Source organism: Candidatus Pelagibacter sp. PS_10_02, assembly GCF_059418005.1.
In genome coordinates this window covers 156,154-176,140 of sequence record NZ_CM182076.1, presented here as the reverse complement: position 1 = coordinate 176,140, position 19,987 = coordinate 156,154, and the positions used below count along the sequence as shown (strand labels likewise).

Here is a 19,987-nt window from a genome sequence, read left to right as displayed (position 1 = left end):
TATTTATCTTTCTTTTTTTTTATACATTTGAAGCATTCTTTGCGTTACTAAAAATCCTCCAAATATATTCACCGCTGCAAGTGATATTGCTAGAAAACCTAAAATATTAGAAACAGTAAAAATACTATCAGTGCCTACACCAGCTAAACCTGCGATTATTGCGCCAACAATAATTACTGATGATATGGCGTTAGTAACTGACATTAATGGAGTATGCAAAGATGGGGTTACACTCCATACGACATAATAGCCTATAAAAATTGATAAAATGAAGATACTTAATCTAAATATAAAAGGGTCTATTTCCATAAGTTTATTTTATTAAAGTTTTTTCTATTATTTCATCTTCTAAATTAATATTAATCCTTTTATTTTCCTTATCATATAAGTTGGATACAAAATTAAATACATTTTTTGAATATAGGTTTGATGCTGAAACTGGAAGCTTATTAAGTATATTGGTTTCACCCATAATCTTTACACCATTTTTGACTACAATTTTATCAACTTCTGTAAATTCAGCGTTTCCACCCTGAACTGCTGCCAGATCATAAATAACTGAACCAGGCTGCATATTTTCAATCATTGAACCTTTAATAATTAATGGAGCTTTTTTGCCTGGGATTAAAGCTGTGCATATTACAATATCAATTTTTTTTAAAGTTTCTGCTAATAAATCCTCTTGTTTTTTTTTGAATTCTTCTGAAGCTTCTTTCGCATAACCACCTTCAGTTTCAAGGTTTTCAGAGCCTTGTACTGTTAAAAATTTTCCACCTAAACTTTCAACTTGTTCCTTTGAAGCTAATCTAACATCTGTTGCAAATACGATTGCACCCATTCTTTTTGCAGTTGCAATTGCTTGAAGACCTGCAACGCCCGCACCAACCACTAATACTTTTGCTGCTGGAATAGTACCAGCTGCTGTCATCATCATTGGAATTGCTTTTTCAAAATTTGCAAACGACTCAATCACCGCTTTATAACCGGCAAGGTTAGCTTGGGAAGAAAGTATATCCATTGATTGAGCTCTAGTTATTCTTGGTAACATTTCTAAAGAAAAAACATTAATATTTTTTTTAGATAAATTTTCTATTTTTTCTTTATTAGCATAAGGATTGAATACTCCAATAAGCGTTTGGTTTTCTTTTAAATTTGAGAAGTTTTCATCAGATAATAAGCTTAACTGAATAATAATATTAGCTTTACTTAATATTTCTGTTTCGTTAGAAGAAATTTCAACGCCTAAATCTTTATACTCACTATCTTTAAAGCCTAAGTGTTCACCATACTTAGTGGTCAAAGAAATTTCAAAACCAAGAGCTATATATTTATTTGCAATCTCAGGAGTAATTGCAATTCTTTTCTCAATATTTTGATTTTCTAAAATTGAAACAATTCTCATAAGAGAACTCTACAATAAAAATAATGCCATTAAAACTAATACAGCTATAACAGCGACAGTTCCCCACAAGACAAATTTTGTGAAATTATTCCAGGTATTTTTATGGTCTTGGTTATCCATAAAAATTACTTCTGTCTTGCTTTAAACTTTGGGTTTGTTTTATTAATTATATAAACTCTTCCTCTTCTTCTAACTAATTTAGAATTAAGATCTCTTTTTTTTAGGGATTTTAACGAGCTTTTAATTTTCATAATTTTTTTTTAGCCGGCAATGTCCTACTCTTCCGTGTCTTAAGACAAAGTACCATTGGCGCTGAAGGGCTTGACTTCCGAGTTCGGAATGGGATCGGGTATTACCCCTTCGCAATAATCACCGGCGAAAGTGTTATATCTAAAATAATTATTTTGTAAACAAGGAATTGTAATCTTTTTTTAGTCATTTTTAACAATATTCTTCACATAATCCTCAAGGTCAATTTTTCCAAACAATTTATGAACTTTATTCGATAAATTCATGCTTGTTAAAGCTGATGCATATCTTTCACCTTTTCTGGATGGTAGTAATTTAATTTTAACATTAAATAATTTTGCAACTTCAATAATTGTATAACTTTTCCTATTAGATATACTGTAGTGCTTAGACTGATTTTTTTTCCATGCATAATAACAGGCTTCAACAGTATCGTTGATATGTGTAAATCTTCGAGATTGCGATCCTGGCCTAACAACTGTTAATGGTAATTTTCTTTTAAACTGATTTTCAAATATTCCTATTACAGTAGACATTGGTCCTGTTTTTATTTGACCTGGTCCATAAACATTATAAAAATACAGTATTTCAAATTTAAAATTAAACCATTTTTTTAAGTTCTCCAATAATTCTAAATTTTTAGCTTTAGTAAATGCATATGGAGATAAATTTTTATCATTTCCTCTATTGCCAATACTTGCTGATGTTGCTGAATACACAAGTTTTATTTTATTTAAAAGGCAGAAATTAAATACCTCATGAGAACCAATATTATTAGAGTCGATGCAATCATTCATATTTAAAAAGCTTTGATAAATTCTAGAAAACTCACCAAAATGAAATATAGTTTTTATTTTATTAATTTCTTTTTTTAATATTTTTTTAACATTCTTTGTATTTCCTCTAATATATTTAACTCGGCTATCATTTATATGATTTTTTATTTTACCTGTAGAGTAATTATCTATACTAATAATTTTAAATTTTGTTCTTTTGAGCAATAAAGCAATTAGATTGGAACCAACAAATCCAGCTCCTCCTGTTACAATAATAATATTTTTCATTAAAGTTCCCTAATTTCCTTTTTATATGATATGTAGGTATCTAATATAGATTTTTTAAGGTCAATTTTGCTTTTCCATCCAAATTTTTTTGCTAAGGATATGTCCATAACCTTTCTTTTAACTCCATTAGGTTTATTTAAATTATATTTAATATTAATTTTTTTTTTTGGTAAAATAGTTTTCACAATTAATTTTGCATAGTATTCAATTGTAAAATCTTTGCCAGTTCCAATATTGATGAGTGTTGGTTTTTTCTTTTTATTCATAAAATAAACACAAGCATTAGCAATATCATCAACATGAATAACTTCTCTTTTTGCTTTACCATTGCCCCACAAAACAAGAGAATTTCTTTTACTTTTTTTAAGTTTATGAATTTTTCTAATCAACGCAGGAAAAAAATGGGAATTTAACTCATCATAATTATCATTAGGACCAAAAGTGTTAGTTGGCATTAAGCAAGTGTAGTTTGTTTTGTATTGTAAATTGTAACTTTCACATAGTTTTACTCCAGCAATTTTTGCTATGGCATAGGCATCGTTTGTTGGCTCAAGCTCACCTGTTAATAAATAGCTTTCTTTGATTGGTTGTTTACAATTTTTAGGATAAACACAGCTTGAGCCTAAAAATATTAGCTTTTTAACTCCTGAAAGATAAGCACCATTTATAATGTTAGATTGGATTGCTAGATTTTCATATAAATAATCTGCTTTATATTTTTTATTAGAATATATTCCACCAACTTTTGCTGCTGCTAAAAAAATAAAAGCTGGTTTATTTTTTTTTAAAAATTTAAGAACTTTTGATTGATTAATAAGATTTAATCTTTTTTTACTAGCTACTAGAATATTATTATATCCTTTTTTTTTCAACTCTCTTACAATTGCACTTCCAACTAGGCCATTATGTCCAGCTACATAAATTTTAGAATTTAAATTTATCACTTTAATAAATTACTTAACTCTTCACTCACCATTTCTTTCACAAGTTTGATGGTATTGTATTTAGGTTTCCAATTTAATTCTTTTCTGGCTTTACTTGAGTCACCAAGTAAGGTGTCTACTTCTAATGGTCTAAAATATTCTTTATCGCACTCTATAAAACAATTTTCTTTTTCATCATAACATTTTTGATGAATTCCCTTACCTCTCCATGAGTATTTTATATTGAGCTCTTTAAGTGATAAATTTATAAAATCCTTTACTGAATGTTGTTTTCCTGTTGATATTACATAATCATCGGGTGTTTTTTTTTGTAACATTTTCCACATTGCTTCAACATAGTCTTTTGCATGACCCCAATCTCGTTTAGCATCCAAATTACCTAAAAATAATTTTTTTTGTTTTTTTAATTTTATTCTACATAGAGCCATAATTATTTTTTTTGTAACAAAAGTTTCGCCCCTAACTGGGCTTTCATGATTAAATAATATCCCATTGCAAGCAAAAATATTAAAGGCTTCTCTATAATTAACAGTTATCCAGTGTGCATAAACTTTTGCAACACCATAGGGACTTCTTGGGTAAAAAGGTGTTTTTTCTGTTTGAGGTATTTGAATAACTTTTCCAAACATTTCTGAAGTACCCGCTTGATAAAATTTAGTTTTTTTTTCAAAACCGTGAAACTTAATTGCTTCTAAAATTCTTAAAGCACCAAGTCCATCAGCATTGGCTGTATATTCAGGAACTTCAAACGACACTGCAACGTGTGATTGTGCAGCAAGATTATAAATTTCATCAGGTTTAATATTTTTAATTATTGATGATACAGAAATAGCATCAGTGATATCACCATAATGTAAAATAAATTTTCTTTTTCTCTCATGGGGATCTTGGTAAAGATGATCTATTCTACCGGTGTTGAATGAAGACGATCTTCTTTTAACACCATGAACTATATAATTTTTTTTAAGTAAAAATTCAGCAAGATAAGAGCCATCTTGGCCTGTAATTCCAAATATTAAAGCTATCTTTTTTTTCATTTTTTATTAAAAAAAATTTTGCTTATTCTTAAGCATTCGTTTTTAAGCTCTAAAACATTATTTTTAATTTTAATTTTTTTCATAAGTTTATTATTATTTAATGTAAAACTATCATTATTAAAACTATTTTTTGGATTAATAACTTTTATTTTTTTTGTATTATAAAAATTTAACCAAGCAATCAATTGGTTTATATAGATTTTCTTACCTAAGGATATATTAAATATTCCAAAAGAATCTTTTTTAATCAATTCATAAACAATTTGATTAAATTTACTAATAGAAATGAAATCTTTGAATATCTTCTTATTATTATAAATAAAACCTTTTTTTGCCATTTCAAAAAAAATATCACTAAAAGTATTATGAAGTTTTCTCTTATGTTTATTTGGGAAATTAATAATATTACAAACTCTTAAAGTTAAAACTCTTGATCTAAGAATTTTTTTTACAGAAACTTCTGATATAAGTTTATTTTTTGAATAATTACAATTTGGTTCTTTTTTATCTAATTCTTTAATATTAAATTTAGTTTTATAAATTTTTCTAGTACTTAGCATAACCAATTTAGTCTTTAAATTTATAATTTTTTCAGCAATTATAAGATCATTGTCATTTTTATTAGCATATTTATTTTTTACAAATTTATGGTTAGATGTACAATTAATGATAATATCAAAATTATTTATATTCTTATTTTTAAGAAAACTTCTGAAACCAATCCTGTAAATATTTATTTTCTTACTTTTAAAATAGTTGAATAAGTTTTTGCCAATAAGTCCATTTTTACCAATAATCAATATTTTTTTTTTCATTTTATAAAAAAATAAATAAAATTTGTTAATAAATAGTCTAAGTTTTTTGCATGATTTATTCTATTTTTATCAAAAAAATATTGAACATAATCATGAGCTTGTTTACGTCTTCTCCACCATGCAAATGACAAAAATTTAAAATTTGATGAAATCATACCTTGAGATTGTCTATAGTAAGTTAGATTTTTATCTAAAATATTAAAATCTTTTTTAATATATCTTAAATACAAACCAATCCTAAAATCCATCCAAATATCAGGAAATAAATTAAAATTTATTTTTCTAAACATTTTAATAAAGTCATCTCTTTTTATTACAATGCAACTTTGAGGTGGGATATACGGCCAATAATTGGGGAAAAAAAATTTTTTATTTTTAATAAATTTTAATTCATTTTTATATTTGTAAATAGGCAAATCAAACAATGAGGATATTTGTTTATTTTTTATAAAAAAATTGGTTATGAATTTTATTTTATTTTTTTTAAAAAAATCATCACTATCTAATAAAAATAAAATTTCACCCTTACTTTTTTTAAAAGCTCTATAGTATGCATTCATTTGATTATAAGAACCATATTTTCCTCTTTTTCTATTTCTTATAATCTTTATGTTTTTATATTTACTAATTTTTTTAACAGAATTATCTGATGATGCATCATCATGAATTATTATTTCTATATTTTGGTAGATTTGTTTTTTTATAGAGTCAATACATTCAGTTAAATACCTCTCATTATTATAATTAGCAATTAATACGGATACTGCAATATCTTTCAATTTATAGACTCTTCTCTTTTATAAATATATTCAAATGTTTTTCTAAAAGGCATTCTAGATTTATATATTTTATTAAAATTGTTTTTAATTAATAACTTGTTGATATTTTCAAAAGTATAACCTTTTTTTATCATGTTATCATAATGATGTTCAAACATAATAATATCAACTAATTTAATTTTATTTTCTAAGCCTAATAATATTTCAAATTCATATCCTTCCGTATCTATTTTAATAAAATCTATTTTTTTTATATTATTTTTTTCAATATAATCTTTTAACTTTAATACTTTTATTTTTATTTTTTGGAAAGTTTTTTTATTATTTAAAAAATTAATTAATCTAAATTTTCTTTTATAATATTTAGACTCTTTATTTATATCTTTAATTGTTGATGATGAACTTTCATTAAACTGGTTAAATTCAATAATCTTATTTTCTGCACCAAGAGCTATATTTTCTAAAACTATCTCGGTATTATTATATTCTTGTTTATTTTCATCTATTTTTTTTTTTAAAAATTCAAAATTAATTGGACTTGCTTCAAAAGAAATAATCTTTTTTATAATAAAATTTTTTGAGAAGAGTTTAATTGACTCTCCTTTGTGTGCACCAATATCTACAAGAATTTTAAAATCATTATACTTATTTTTTTTTAAAAATTTAATCCACTTTTTTTGATAAGAGTAATCAAATAAACTAAGTCCCCATAGGATTATTTTTTGAATCATTGATTTATAAATATAATCTTACCCATTACTTTTTTTATTTTAACATTTTTATTACAATTAAAATTTTTATTTTTTTTACAGTTATTATATTGTTCTATTAATTGATCCATTATTTTTTGTATTCTGAAATGATTTTCATCAATAGGATAGTAAGTTTGCATGATTGGTTTGTAGCTATATAGCTCAACTTCATTAGCTATTCTATTTATATTCCTCAATAAAAAAATAACTATAGTTAAAGAAACTAATACAATACAAATTTTTGAATATTTTTTTAGGTCAATTTGAGAGGATCCAAGTTTTACTGATATTGGAATAAATATTAATAAAGCTATAATATGGTAACCACCATACCTAAGGGATGGATGATTATAAAACCATTCAATGCCTAAGATCAAAATTGACAAATAAACTAAATACACATGAGGGTCTACAATGATTATTGTTTTTTTAAAAAAGCTTTTTCTAAAGAAAAAGAGGAATATGCAAATTAACAATAATATACCTAATATAAAGTCACTTACTTTATTAAAAAAGTAAATATCAACCCAATTACTTATCCAATTAAAATTTTTTATATATTCCTCAGGATTGTCTATCCTAAAATTTGGACCCGCACCTCCCTTCGACCACAACTCATACCATTCATTCATTTGTTCAACTTGTGTCAATGGTATGCCCCAATTGATCCCATTAAGACACGTTAAACTTAATGGATAAACTAAACAGCCCGTATTAATAAAATATGTAAATAAAACAAATAAAAATAAAAATAAAAATAATACAAAATATTTATTAATTATTAAAAAATACCAGGTTTGAGAATAATTTTTATTTTTTTTTAAGATATAAAAAAATAATGGAATAAAAAAAATTATGTATAAAATATAAAAACTTTTAATAGAAATAATCAATGCACCAAGGAAATATATATAAAATAAATTAAAAGTTTTAACAGTCTTTAAATTAATAAAATTTAACAATTCAATTATGAATAAGAATATCAATATCATTGCAGCCCGGTCGGTTCCATATTCAGATATCCTATAAAAAAATATATTTATAAAAACAAATGAAAGTAAGCTTAAAAATTGAATTAAATTTAATCGCTCAACTTTAGCAAATGTAAATTTAAAATAATTATGGATTTTCTTTAGAAGAACAATGTTTGCAAATCCTAAGACAAATAAAGAAGTAAAGTTAAATAAATAAAATTTCGCATAAGGCAAATAAAATAAAGAGTTTATATAAAATATAGATGATGGTGTTCTAAAGCCATGATTAAATTGGCCAATTCCTAAATGTAAACTTTGTTGTGTTAGATAATATGCATAAGGAAAGTGATAATATGGAAAATCGTCATGATTTTTAAATTGAAGTACAGCACAAAATAATAAAATAAAAACTATAAAAGAAAAAATAATTTCACTTTTATACAAAGAATATTTTTGTTTTACCAAATAAATAAATAAAATTAATCCAATAAAGAGTATTGTAAGATTATGAATTTCAGTGTGAGCAATAAAAAGATTGCTAAAATACGAATATACAATTAATATATAAATTCCAAATAAACCTGCATATCCAAAGTTAATAAAATTAAATTTAATTTTTAGTAATTTTAGAGAATATAGGCCATAGCCAACTATAGACGTAAGAATTAGAAAGTAATATGTAATAAATATGAAAAAATTATACATTATGTAAATATTGTTATTAACTTATATTTTATTGATATATTAATTTTGTTTATAAAATTTAAATTAACCATTGTCTAAATAATTAACATAAATGGATGAACTAACCTTGATAATACCTGCAAAAAATGAAGCAGAAAGTCTTCCAATTGTCTTAGATGAATTAAAAAAATATAATTATAAAATAGAAATTATTTTACACGTCACTGACTTAGACACAATTCAAGCAATCAAAGAATATGATGTAAATATAATTTATCAAGAAAACTCAGGATACGGTGATGCTTTAATTCAAGGAATCAAGCAGTGCAAGACAAAATACTTTTGTATTTTTAATGCTGATGGATCTTTTAATCCTTCAGAAATAAACCAAATGTTCAAAACTTTACAATCTAAAAAATTAGATTTTATATTTGCATCTAGATATCAAGCTAACTCAGGAAGTGAAGACGATACAATAATAACACTAGTTGGTAATTACATATTTACATATATTGGTAAAATATTTTTTAAACTCACTATTAGCGACATTTTATACACCTTTATAGTTGGTAAAACTGAACAAGCAAATATGCTAGATTTAACTCAAAAAAACTTCTCTTTTTGTGTTGAACTACCAATAAAAGCAAAAAAAATGAAAATGCAATTAGGGAGTATAAACTCTTATGAACGAAAAAGAATTGCGGGCAAGAAAAAGGTTAATGCTTTTATAGATGGATTCTTAATATTAAAACACATGATAAAATTATTTTTTACTAAGCTTTAAAATTTTTTAGTTTTTTATGCAGTAACTTTTTATACAAAAATAGATAAACAATTATATTAACTGTTATTATTAATATTTGTGTTTTTGTGTGACTATAAAACTGAGTAGCAATTACAATGCACATTAAATTATAAATATTGATTATCATGCCAGTCATTGTGTTTAAATAAATACTTTTAATATTAAAATTTTTTTTTAAATATAAAAAAATAATTTGATGTAAGTGGTTGGTATCTGGGTCGAGTGGTGATCTTGATAATTTTTTTTTTCTTAAGATTGAAAATAAATTTTCAAAAGCTGGATACCAAAGCAAACAAACGACAAAATATGGAGAAATATTATTATTGATTTGATAAGTATTTATCAAACATAAGGCAAATAATAAGCCTAAAAAATATGACCCTCCATCACCCAAATAAAGTTTATTAAAAAAATTTAATATGAGTAGTGCTATCAATACAGGTATTAAATTATAAAAATCCACAATTTGACTTATTTCAACGCCGTTTAAGTCAAGATAGTGAAGACTTAAAGAAATAATTAAACAATATCCAACAAGCGATGTGTTTACTCCATCTATAAAATTACAACCATTAATTATAATTAAAATACAAAATATTGAAAAAAATATTCTAAATGTATTATTTGTCAGTAATTGATCTAAAAAAATTATTTTAGTCTGAGGAACTGTAATAGAAGAAAAATACACAACACCTAAAACTATTAAAGTTTGAATAATAAATCTCAATTTTGGTGAATTAATTTTTTTTATATCTGATAAAAAGCCAACACAAAATATAAAAAAAACATAAGTAAAGTTTAATAGATTGAGATAATAATATGATGTAAAAATTAAAATTAAACCACCAGAAAGTGGTATGTTTTTTGAGTCAATAAATTTTTGGTGATTATCACCTTTAAAATTTAAAAATAAACTTTTTTTAATAAGTATAAGGTTTAAGATTAAAGTTAAAAATATAACTGAAATAAATAAGATTATATTCATTTGTTTCTTAATTCTTTTAAACCATAGTTGAATGAAAGTAACAGCAAATAGATAAAGGATTTTGCTAGGCTAAAATTCATATATTTTCTATAAACTAAATAACCATCATAAAGCTTTTGTATTTTAGATGCTGAAAGAGAGTCATTTAACTTTCTCCATTTTGTTAAGTTGTTTTTTAGAGCAAAAATTTTTTTATTATTTAATGTAATTTTAAGCCAAAGAACATAGTCCTCTTTAGTATTAATATTAGCAAATTTTATTTTATTTGTGATTAATTCTTTTTTGATTATTACCGTTGATAAGCCAATATCACATGAATTTAATAGTAACTTATGATTCATATCCTTAGCTCTTCGACTTCCAATTATCTTATTATCAGAATTAATGATATGATAAGAGGTATGCGAAATGTCTACTAAATTTTTTTTCATAAAAAAAATTTGTTTTTTAAGCTTATTTCTTGTCCACAAATCATCCGCATCTAAAAAAGCTATTAAACTACCTTGACTCAATTTAATTCCTTTGTTCCGGGATTTCCCAGCTCCTAAATTTTTTTTATTAATATAAAGTTTAATTCTTTTATCTTTTTTTATAAGATTTTTAAGGAAATTTAGATCTTCTTTATTTTCATCATCATGGACAATAATCAATTCAAAATTCTTGTAAGTTTGTTGTATTACTGAATTGACAGCTAGTTCAATATATTTCTTTTTTTTGTAATACGGCATGATAACACTAACTAAATCCATATATTTAAGTTTATTACAATTTTATCTATAGTAAATAAAAATGAAAAAAAGATTGATTATATTTATGCCTTCTGTGGAAGGTGGGGGGGTAGAAAAAAATTTTTTTATTATCTCAAACTATCTGGCAAATAAGTTAAATAAAGTACTTTTAATTACAGCTGAAAATAATCTTTCAAAAAAAATTAATAATATTGAAGTAGTTTATCCTAAATCGAACTTCTGGAGGAACAAAGGTAGATTTAGAAAATATATTATTTGCGTTTTTTTGCTAATTAAAATTTTACTTAAAAATCGTAATATTTTTGTATTCACATTTCAAGCTAATTTATATGCAATATTAGTATGCAAACTATTTAGAATAAAAGTTATCTCTAGATCTAACTCCTCACCAAGTGGATGGTCAAAAAATTTTATAAAAAACTATATTTATAAAGTTGGTTTAAATTTAGCTGATACAATAATTGTAAATAGCATTGAATTTAAGAATGAGATGAAAAGAAAATTCTCTGTAAATCCTATTCATATTTATAATCCACTCAATAAGACTGAAATAATAAAGCTATCTGAAAAAAGAGTTAAAAACCTATATCCAAAAAAAGTTTTAAAAATAATAAGTGTGGGTAGATTGGTTGACCAAAAAGACCATCTAACATTGTTAAAAGCCATTAATTTAATAAAAAAATTATGTAAGTTTAAACTCATCTTAATTGGAAGAGGGAATAACAGTAACAAAATTAATAACTATATTGCAAAGAACAACTTATCTAAATTTGTGAAAATTTTTTATACAACGAACCCTTTTCCATATATAAAGCAAGCAGATATTTTTCTTTTATCTTCACAATATGAAGGCCTTCCAAACGTATTGTTAGAAAGTATTGCTCTTAAAAAATTTGTAATTTCAAGTAAATGTCCAACTGGCCCAAACGAAATATTGCTTAATGGTAAAGGTGGACTACTGTTTAAGGTTGAAAGTTATAAAGAGCTAGCGAAAAAAATTATTTTTTATCTAAATAATAAGAAACTATGTACAAATATGATTAATATTTCATTTAAAAAGTTGGATAGATTTGATTATAATAAAAATCTCTTGAAGTACTATTCTGTCATTAAAAAATATATCTATTAAAAAAATTTTGAATTAGATAGGAACCATTTAACAGTGTTTTTTACAGCATCCTTGTATCGTGTGAACTTATAATACTTAACGTGTTTTAAGATTTTATTATTACTTCCATAGGTTTTTAAAACATCGGCACTGTGCAAAGGTTTTTGAATTATCTTAGTCTTAATATTAAAACTATTTATTATATCTAAAACTTTAGTAATTTTGATAGGTCTTGATGAGCAAATATTGAAAATTTCGAAGTTTGATTTTAATAGTTTTGAATTTATATTTAGAACTAAATTTACAGCATCATTTATGTATGTAAAATCTCTATAATGATTACCATAATTAAAAAGTTCAAATGGCTTATTAAATTTAGATGCTAGCAAATATTTTAATATCATCATATCTGGTCTGCCCCATTCGCCATATATTGAAAAAAACCGAAGTCCGATGATTTTAGTCTTCATGGATCTACTAAATGTCTCTGCAATTTTTTCATTTGTTAGTTTTGACAAAGAATAAATATTTGACGGGTATAGTTTTGATTTCTCATTCTTAGGGTATGGTTTAGAATCTCCATAGACGGATGATGAAGATGCAAAAAAAAACTCAGGAACATTATATTCTTTAATAAGGTGTAAAAGATTATTAAATCCAATAATATTAGAATTACAATAACTTTGTGGATTAATATATGAATATCGCACACCTGCTTGTGCGGCAAGATTATATACTTTTTCAAATTTATATCTCTCAAAAAGGGATTTTAGTTTTTTTTGATTAATTAAATCAACTTTAAAAAAGCTAAAATCATTTTTTTTTCTTAACACATTGAGTCTACTTTTTTTAAGTTTTATTGAATAATAAGAATTTAAATTATCTATGCCTATAATTCTCTTATTTTTATCTTTAAGTAATTCTTTACACAATGAAAATCCAATAAATCCTGCCACACCTGTGATAAGTATATTTTTTTTCATTGATCTAAATATTTGCTAAATAAATTCTTATGATAGTTTGATTTATATCTTTTTGATCTAGACTTTGCATAAATGATCTGGGTATTCAATTTATTTTTACTAGTTTTTTTAAATTTTTCTATGCTGTTAAATAAAGACTCAGAACTATTAGATTTAAATAAATAGCCACCCCTCTCCCCATCAAGGAATTCCTTGGGTCCACTAGGACAATCTGATGAAATGATAGATTTTTTTAGATGGGCAGCTTCAATCATTACAAATCCTGGGTCCTCCCATAATGATGAGATCAATACTGCTTTTGATTCTTTGATAAATTGAAAAATATTTTTTTGATAGCTTAGAATTTTAATTTGAGAATTAAGTTTTAATCTATTAATTTTATTTTGAATAACTTCTTTTAACTCACCTTCTCCAATAAATAAAAATTTGTCTTTAAGTTTATATTTATTGACTGTATCTATTATTAAATCGTGATTTTTTTGTTTGGTAAATCTGCCAATTGTTAAAAAATATGTATATTTACTATAAACATTTTTAATTTTATATTTTTTAAGTTCTGCCATTTCTTGATCATTAATTACAGGGTCTGGTAAAAAAAAAACTTTTGAACTGTGAAAAATTTTTTTACTATCTATAATTTTTCTAGTTTCTATTGTTGGGCAAAAAACCTTGTTGATTTTTTTATCTAACATTTTCCATAAAATTAATCTTAAAAAATAAAGTTTTGGTTTGCCTGAAATTCTTAATATTAATTTAGTTTGAATATTATTAAAAAGAAACAATATAAAAGGGACAAAAGTTAATAGGTGTACAACTAAATAATTTGGATTTTTTAAAGCAAGTAATTTTTTAAGTTTAAAATATGTAAAAAAAAATGTTGCTATATATATGAATCTTGATTTAAAAAACCCATAAGCATTCGTTTTGAATTTAATTAAATTTTGTAATTTTATAATTTTTATTTTATTTTTCTTAAATTTTTTTTTAAAATAATTCCACTCACCATAACAATCTATTATTGAAATAATTTTGTTATTTTTTTTATGATTTTGAAGGGATATAGCTGAGTTAATAACACTTTTTATAGTTGCAACTTTTCCAAGATATGGAGACCAATAAAATATACTAATTTCTTTTTTCATTTATTTTTTAAATAGAAGTTTATTTAAATTTTTGTTAATTTTTTTTTCACTATTTTTAAAATGCAATAATGTCATTTCTAAAATCTCATCACATTTGTTCGGGTTTGAAAGGTACGCATCTAATGATTCTATTAATTTATCAATATTGTTAAAAATAATTTTATTATTCATTTCACCCCAAATTATATCTGCGTCCTGTTGTTTTGTTTGTATAATTAATCCACCATTTTCAATAATCTGAATAGATCTTGGATGTAGAGACATGCTTCCAAAAACTGAACCCGTATCAATACATATATTTCCATTGTAAATACTTTGTACTTTTGCATTATCATAAATAGGTTTATGAAAATGAAATTTACTTTTTTTTGAATTCTCTCCAAAAAGATATAGAAAATTTTTGAAATTTTTGTGTATCTTTGAAATAATTTGCTTACGTTGATATGTTTTTATTATTTTATAATTTTCGAAGTTTATTAAACTATTTTTATTAGAATATATTTTTGACCAAAATTTACTTTTATCAACTAGACTGAAATCTTGAATTAATCTATTTTTATTTTCTTTCAAAAAATTAATATTAACAAAATTTTTGTCTCTTGGATAAAAATGAACTTTACCCATAAATATAATTTTTGGTAAACTATTTATTTTATAATTTTTTTTGATTATTGGATAGATTTGAAAAATTTTTTTTTCTTTTCCAATAATTGAGTTATTCATATTAACAAAATTATTCTTATAATTATTGTATTTATTTAATATCTTTAGACTAGTGCCTGTTAACCAAAAATTAATTGAATTATTTCGGTTTTTTAAAAATGGGCTTCCATCAATTGATATAAATTTACCAATTCCTAGATAATATAAGCAGCTACCAATTATGGATTTAAATTTGCCACCAAGTGATATAATCAATACATCACCATACTTACGTGATTTGGCAAAGTTTCCTAAAGCAGAAAAACGATAATTATTTCTAAAAACTAAAAAAACTATTTTCATAAAAAATTTTAATCACTATCATAATAATTAATTATTTTTTCAACTCTTTTATCCCATGTATATTTAGATGATGTCTTTAGTGCATTTTTACTCAATGAAGAAGTAAAAGAATTTTTTTTTGAAAATTTTTGTATAGAAAAAAACCAATCTTGCAAATTATTGCTTTTAATTAAAAGGCAATTATACTTGTGTTTTAAAATATGTTTATACACATGTAAATTTGAAGCAAATATAATTTTTCCAGATGCTAAATAATCAAACATTTTTAGTGGAGACATATAATTTGAAACTTCTAAATTCTTTGAGTTGACTGACACATTTTTTAAATAAGGCATTAATAAGAATTTGGATGACTTTAAAATTTTAGGTATTGCATTATATTTTTTGAAATTGTGAAGTCGTATATTTGGAATTTTTTTTATTTCTTTTATATCAAAATGCTTTGAGTCAATTGAATTTAAGTCTCCAAATATATGGAAAAAATTTTTTTTAAAAAATAAAGCTAATTTAATAATAATCTCCAAACCTTTTCCTTTAAACAAACTTCCAACATAACTATATTCATATTTTATCTTCAAATTTCCCAGTTTAAAATCACTGATATCAACACAATCATCAAGAATAATTCCTCTAGTAATATTCATTTCCTTTTTAATATTTTTATGAAGAAAAATATATTTTAAATTTTTACACATGCCAAAAAAATTTGCTAAATTGAAAATAACTTTAGTTAGGCCAGTTGGAGGGTGGTGCAATTCAACAATATTTTTTATTTTCATTGCGGAAAGCAACAAACTCGACAAAACACTTCTCGATATGATAATTGATTCCTTGTCGATATTTTTTAAAATGAAGAAAGCATAAAATATTCTTGAAAAAAAATTATGTTGTCTATTTTTTTTATAATAACTTATTTCAAAATTTGTCTTCAAAAGGTAATTTTTCCTCAAAATTTTTTGATTAATTTTATTGGAGTTTACAAAAAGTTTTGTTTTATATTTTTTTGAAAAAGCGTCACAAATTTTTAAAACGTGATGTGCATACCCAGATTTGCTGGGTAAATTAATTTCTGAAATATAATTAATTTTAATCATTTAATCTTAATAGAACTGCAATGAATTCCACAGTAGTAGTTTTTGAAATCTTTAGATGTATAATAAAATACTTTATTAAGAAAAATGAATATAGGCGATAAAATTATCTTTAATATATTTAATTTGAAGTATTTAAAAAGTATTTCTAAAATTACATTAAACTGTCCTGCTCCAATAAGAGTAATTTTGGATTTAAATCCATTTTTTTCCAAAAACTTTTTTAAATATGTGTGTGTAAATCTATAATAATCATTAGGGTCATCATGATATTTATACATAAATGGAACAAATATTTCTAATTTTCCACCTTTATTTAAACTTTTGGATATGGATTTTAACAATATTTCTTTTTCAAAGATATGCTCAAACACATTAAAAATTATAATATTTTTTAGTTTATATTTTTTTAAATTAAAATTTTTTTCTAAATTTATTTTTATTGTACTATTGTTAGACTTATAAAAATCAAAGCTTTTAACCAAATTTAAGTTCTTGAAAATAAATTTATTATAGTCATTTTTACCTCCAGACCCAAGATCTCCAGTTAAATTATTTATTCGTAACCTTTTTTTTAAGAAAAGATTATGAGTTGCTCTCATATACGATTTTCCAGTCATTATTTGTTTATATAAAAAAAATTGATCAGAAAAATTTAATTCTATATTAAAAAAATCAACATTTTTTTTTTTATACCAATTAAATGTATTATTAAAATATTTTTTCATTTTAATTTCTTTTAAATATTTAAATTTTTATTTTACTTTATTTAAAATATTTCATTAATTTTAGTTCATTAAATTTTTCAATGTTTTTAAAGAAGTTAATTAGTTTTGATATTTTAAGCATTTCTTTTAAATAAGTTTAAATAGATTTTTCTCATAAAGTTAAGTGGGCTATATTTCCTTGTTGGTATTTTTTTTGACATTACCAATTTTTTGGTGCTTAATTTTGTTATTCTTGCAACTCCTGTCCCAACAAATGAAAAATCTAAGTCGAAACTTTCATGGTTCACATTATGAATCTGAAGAAGTTTATCAAAAGTTTCTGAATTGTTAACTTCTATAGAAAAATTGTTTTTTTCTCTTTTTTTTGTATAAGGCAACCATGAGGTATCATCTATAAAAAAATAGCCACCCTCTTTTAATTTTTCATAATAGTAAAATAAAATTTTTTCGACATGATTGGCTTTGTGAATTGTGTCTAAATAAATAATATCAAATATTTCACCTTTAATAATTTTTTCAATTTCATTAAAATTATCATCTCTTGAATTAATAAAATGCCAATTTTTTGATTTGAATTTTTTAGCATTATTATTTATATCTACGGAGATTAGTTTCCCATTTTTTTTTTCACACAATTCAATAAAAAGTTCTGTCGACATCCCTCTTTCACTTACACCAAATTCCAATATTTTAGGGCTATCTAAATTCATAGATATAGCTATAACAAAATCTTTGAATTTTCTTTTATGTCTATTATCTTTCATAAAATTTAGAAAAAATCTTTCATTTAAACAGTTCAAAATATATTTTTATATCAGCACCAAAACTTGTTTTGAAATAACCTCTATTAGGAGAGTTTGCACCAACAAAATCAATTTTTTTTTGATTTTGGTTTATACAATATTTAATGTGCTCGATTATATTAAGTGTTGCAGCTCCTTGATTTTCTTTGTTTTTTTTATAGCCTCCAGCATAATAGTATGATGTTGATTTATCATGTAAAAAAAAACTTCCAGCAACTGGCTCATTATTTTTATCTTTTGTTAACATTAGTGTGCCAAAATTATTATTGATCGATTTTTCGATAACATTTTTTATTATAAAAGTTTCTAAATCATTTCTTTTTCGCGATTGCAAGTAAGTTTGATTGTTCAAATAATCAAAAGCTTCTATATCTGAAGATAAGCTTGAAATACAGTTTACTTTTTCAGCCTTTCGTATTTCTTGTCTTCTTGATTGGTTAATATTATCGAATATTTCATTATATGTTTTTTTTTCTATATCTAAAATTGCTGTGTAATATGGTGATGCCTTAAATTTTTTTGCTATGTTTTCTTCATGATAATTAAACCATAAAAAACTTCTTATATCCTTAAAATTGTAATGACTTCTTATTTGAACTTTTTTTTCATATTTATCTAATTCTTCTAAAAATTTAGAGCACTTACTAACTAAATCGTGTGGTGATTGTATTTTTGCATCTAATAAAAGTGGACTATAAAAAGTAGGTATGTTTATTAAGTCTTGTTCATAAATAATAGCACCAATAATTGGATTACTTTTATCTACTAAAACATAATTTGAAAATTTTTTATCAATCAACTCAAGATATTCATAATTTGAAAATATATTGTTTTGTGGGGAGTTTGCTAATAATTTATTCCAAATCTTTATATCGACATTTTTTTCTAAATTCATTAAAATCGGTGAAGCCTAATAATTTTCTTTAATTCATTTATAGATAAAAAAAATTTATTAGTATTAGATGAATATTTAAAATTCTTTTGAACCGGTTTAGCAGAAAATTTCTTTAAGTACTTTTTTTTTTGTTTTGTACTTAAACTTGAAGGTAATATTAAATACTTATCATTTGCTTCAATAGTATTTAAACTATCGTGTACAGAAATCATTTCCTCATGAAGTTTTTCTCCAGGTCTTAATCCTATTAACTTTATTTTTGCCTTTGAATTAAATGATTTTACTAAATCAATTATTTTATAAGATGGAATTTTAGGGACTACTATTTCGGCCCCAATAGAATTTTTAAGTGTCCAATATACTAACTCAATTGACCTGTTTAAAGATAAACTAAATCTTGTCATTTCGTTTGATGTAACTGGATAAAAATTATCTTTTTTAATAGAGCTAAAAAGTGGGATAACTGACCCTCTTGAATTTTCCACATTACCATATCTGACAACAGAAAACTTACAATTTGTAATATAATTATTTGCAGATATAAAAAGTTTATCACTACAAAGTTTTGTTGCTCCATAAAGGTTAATGGGCGAACAAGCTTTGTCAGTTGATAAAGCTATAATTTTTTCAATTTTATTTTGAGAGCATATTTCAATTAAATTTTTGGCACCACCAACATTAGTTTCAATATATTCTGTTGGGTTATATTCTGCTGTATCCACTTGCTTTAAAGCTGCAGCATGTATAATAAAATCAACAGATTGAGTGGCAATTAATAGCCTTTTATAATCTCTTACATCGCCTATAAAGAATCTTAATTTGCTATAATTTTTTAACTCTTTTTTCATTTCACTTTGTTTCAGTTCATCTCTACTAAAAACAATTATTTTTTTGAATTCATTTTTCTTAAGTAAAAATTTAACCATTGATTTTCCAAATGATCCTGTGCCCCCAGTGATTAGAATAGATTTATTTAGAAAATTTTTCATTGAT

The 19,987-nt window shown here is 23.8% G+C and carries 23 protein-coding genes and 1 rRNA gene; 2 read left to right on the top strand and 22 right to left on the bottom strand.

What is annotated here, in order from left to right:
* Positions 1-3: 3 nt before the first annotated feature.
* The 12 genes from AC5SL1_RS00950 to AC5SL1_RS00895 all read right to left on the bottom strand — a co-directional run bounded on the left by AC5SL1_RS00950 (position 4) and on the right by AC5SL1_RS00895 (position 8,721).
* On the bottom strand, positions 4-309 hold the full coding sequence (locus AC5SL1_RS00950; RefSeq protein ID WP_494599929.1) for a proton-translocating transhydrogenase family protein: 306 nt from the start codon (positions 307-309) through the stop codon (positions 4-6).
* Between the two features lie 4 nt (positions 310-313).
* Positions 314-1,402: a Re/Si-specific NAD(P)(+) transhydrogenase subunit alpha gene (locus tag AC5SL1_RS00945; protein WP_494599927.1), complete on the bottom strand. Its 1,089-nt coding sequence runs from the start codon at positions 1,400-1,402 to the stop codon at positions 314-316.
* Between the two features lie 9 nt (positions 1,403-1,411).
* Positions 1,412-1,522 (bottom strand): aa3-type cytochrome c oxidase subunit IV, encoded by a 111-nt coding sequence (locus tag AC5SL1_RS00940; protein WP_494599925.1) that lies wholly within the window; start codon positions 1,520-1,522, stop codon positions 1,412-1,414.
* 5 nt (positions 1,523-1,527) lie between these two features.
* Complete coding sequence (gene ykgO, locus AC5SL1_RS00935) at positions 1,528-1,653, bottom strand: type B 50S ribosomal protein L36 (protein WP_006997331.1); 126 nt, start codon at positions 1,651-1,653, stop codon at positions 1,528-1,530.
* Positions 1,654-1,664: 11 nt separating this feature from the next.
* Positions 1,665-1,779 (bottom strand): 5S ribosomal RNA (rrf, locus tag AC5SL1_RS00930).
* Positions 1,780-1,833: 54 nt separating this feature from the next.
* Positions 1,834-2,715 (bottom strand): NAD-dependent epimerase/dehydratase family protein, encoded by an 882-nt coding sequence (locus AC5SL1_RS00925; protein WP_494599923.1) that lies wholly within the window; start codon positions 2,713-2,715, stop codon positions 1,834-1,836.
* Positions 2,715-3,659: a GDP-L-fucose synthase family protein gene (locus AC5SL1_RS00920; protein WP_494599921.1), complete on the bottom strand. Its 945-nt coding sequence runs from the start codon at positions 3,657-3,659 to the stop codon at positions 2,715-2,717. Before AC5SL1_RS00920 ends, AC5SL1_RS00925 begins: the two co-directional genes overlap by 1 nt.
* Complete coding sequence (gmd, locus tag AC5SL1_RS00915; RefSeq protein WP_494599919.1) at positions 3,656-4,696, bottom strand: GDP-mannose 4,6-dehydratase; 1,041 nt, start codon at positions 4,694-4,696, stop codon at positions 3,656-3,658. Before gmd ends, AC5SL1_RS00920 begins: the two co-directional genes overlap by 4 nt.
* The gene (locus AC5SL1_RS00910; protein WP_494599917.1) at positions 4,693-5,511 is read right to left on the bottom strand and encodes a Rossmann-fold NAD(P)-binding domain-containing protein; all 819 of its coding nucleotides are present in this window, start codon (positions 5,509-5,511) and stop codon (positions 4,693-4,695) included. The genes gmd and AC5SL1_RS00910 overlap by 4 nt, the downstream gene beginning before the upstream one ends.
* Complete coding sequence (locus AC5SL1_RS00905; protein WP_494599915.1) at positions 5,508-6,290, bottom strand: glycosyltransferase family 2 protein; 783 nt, start codon at positions 6,288-6,290, stop codon at positions 5,508-5,510. The genes AC5SL1_RS00910 and AC5SL1_RS00905 overlap by 4 nt, the downstream gene beginning before the upstream one ends.
* Positions 6,287-7,021 (bottom strand): FkbM family methyltransferase, encoded by a 735-nt coding sequence (locus tag AC5SL1_RS00900; RefSeq protein WP_494599913.1) that lies wholly within the window; start codon positions 7,019-7,021, stop codon positions 6,287-6,289. Before AC5SL1_RS00900 ends, AC5SL1_RS00905 begins: the two co-directional genes overlap by 4 nt.
* Positions 7,018-8,721, bottom strand: coding sequence for a DUF8201 family protein (locus tag AC5SL1_RS00895; protein WP_494599911.1), 1,704 nt, complete (start codon positions 8,719-8,721; stop codon positions 7,018-7,020). The genes AC5SL1_RS00900 and AC5SL1_RS00895 overlap by 4 nt, the downstream gene beginning before the upstream one ends.
* A gap of 91 nt (positions 8,722-8,812) precedes the next feature.
* Between AC5SL1_RS00895 and AC5SL1_RS00890 the strand changes: the two genes are divergently transcribed.
* Complete coding sequence (locus tag AC5SL1_RS00890; RefSeq protein ID WP_494599909.1) at positions 8,813-9,484, top strand: glycosyltransferase family 2 protein; 672 nt, start codon at positions 8,813-8,815, stop codon at positions 9,482-9,484.
* Here the strand turns inward: AC5SL1_RS00890 and AC5SL1_RS00885 are convergent.
* Both AC5SL1_RS00885 and AC5SL1_RS00880 read right to left on the bottom strand, forming a co-directional pair.
* Positions 9,474-10,490, bottom strand: a complete 1,017-nt coding sequence (locus tag AC5SL1_RS00885) for an MraY family glycosyltransferase (RefSeq protein WP_494599907.1) — start codon at positions 10,488-10,490, stop codon at positions 9,474-9,476. The genes AC5SL1_RS00890 and AC5SL1_RS00885 overlap by 11 nt on opposite strands.
* On the bottom strand, positions 10,487-11,239 hold the full coding sequence (locus AC5SL1_RS00880) for a glycosyltransferase family 2 protein (RefSeq protein WP_494599905.1): 753 nt from the start codon (positions 11,237-11,239) through the stop codon (positions 10,487-10,489). The genes AC5SL1_RS00885 and AC5SL1_RS00880 overlap by 4 nt, the downstream gene beginning before the upstream one ends.
* A gap of 40 nt (positions 11,240-11,279) precedes the next feature.
* Here AC5SL1_RS00880 and AC5SL1_RS00875 point away from each other — a divergent pair, with 40 nt between their 5' ends.
* The gene (locus AC5SL1_RS00875) at positions 11,280-12,368 is read left to right on the top strand and encodes a glycosyltransferase (protein ID WP_494599903.1); all 1,089 of its coding nucleotides are present in this window, start codon (positions 11,280-11,282) and stop codon (positions 12,366-12,368) included.
* Here AC5SL1_RS00875 and AC5SL1_RS00870 read toward each other — a convergent pair.
* The 8 genes from AC5SL1_RS00870 to pseB form a co-directional block, all read right to left on the bottom strand.
* A complete protein-coding gene (locus tag AC5SL1_RS00870; protein ID WP_494599901.1) occupies positions 12,365-13,330 on the bottom strand; it encodes an NAD-dependent epimerase/dehydratase family protein in 966 nt (321 codons plus the stop codon). The two genes, AC5SL1_RS00875 and AC5SL1_RS00870, sit on opposite strands and share 4 nt — an antisense overlap.
* Positions 13,327-14,472, bottom strand: coding sequence for a glycosyltransferase (locus AC5SL1_RS00865; protein ID WP_494599899.1), 1,146 nt, complete (start codon positions 14,470-14,472; stop codon positions 13,327-13,329). Before AC5SL1_RS00865 ends, AC5SL1_RS00870 begins: the two co-directional genes overlap by 4 nt.
* Positions 14,473-15,477 (bottom strand): hypothetical protein, encoded by a 1,005-nt coding sequence (locus tag AC5SL1_RS00860; protein ID WP_494599897.1) that lies wholly within the window; start codon positions 15,475-15,477, stop codon positions 14,473-14,475.
* Between the two features lie 8 nt (positions 15,478-15,485).
* The gene (locus AC5SL1_RS00855) at positions 15,486-16,571 is read right to left on the bottom strand and encodes a glycosyltransferase (RefSeq protein WP_494599895.1); all 1,086 of its coding nucleotides are present in this window, start codon (positions 16,569-16,571) and stop codon (positions 15,486-15,488) included.
* Entirely contained in the window at positions 16,568-17,296 is a 729-nt protein-coding gene (locus tag AC5SL1_RS00850) for a hypothetical protein (RefSeq protein ID WP_494599893.1), read from the bottom strand. The genes AC5SL1_RS00855 and AC5SL1_RS00850 overlap by 4 nt, the downstream gene beginning before the upstream one ends.
* Before the next feature lie 113 nt (positions 17,297-17,409).
* Entirely contained in the window at positions 17,410-18,060 is a 651-nt protein-coding gene (locus AC5SL1_RS00845) for a class I SAM-dependent methyltransferase (RefSeq protein ID WP_494599891.1), read from the bottom strand.
* Positions 18,061-18,079: 19 nt separating this feature from the next.
* Entirely contained in the window at positions 18,080-18,994 is a 915-nt protein-coding gene (locus AC5SL1_RS00840; protein ID WP_494599889.1) for a GNAT family N-acetyltransferase, read from the bottom strand.
* Positions 18,994-19,983: a UDP-N-acetylglucosamine 4,6-dehydratase (inverting) gene (gene pseB / locus AC5SL1_RS00835; protein ID WP_494599887.1), complete on the bottom strand. Its 990-nt coding sequence runs from the start codon at positions 19,981-19,983 to the stop codon at positions 18,994-18,996. The genes AC5SL1_RS00840 and pseB overlap by 1 nt, the downstream gene beginning before the upstream one ends.
* Between the last annotated feature and the right edge of the window lie 4 nt (positions 19,984-19,987).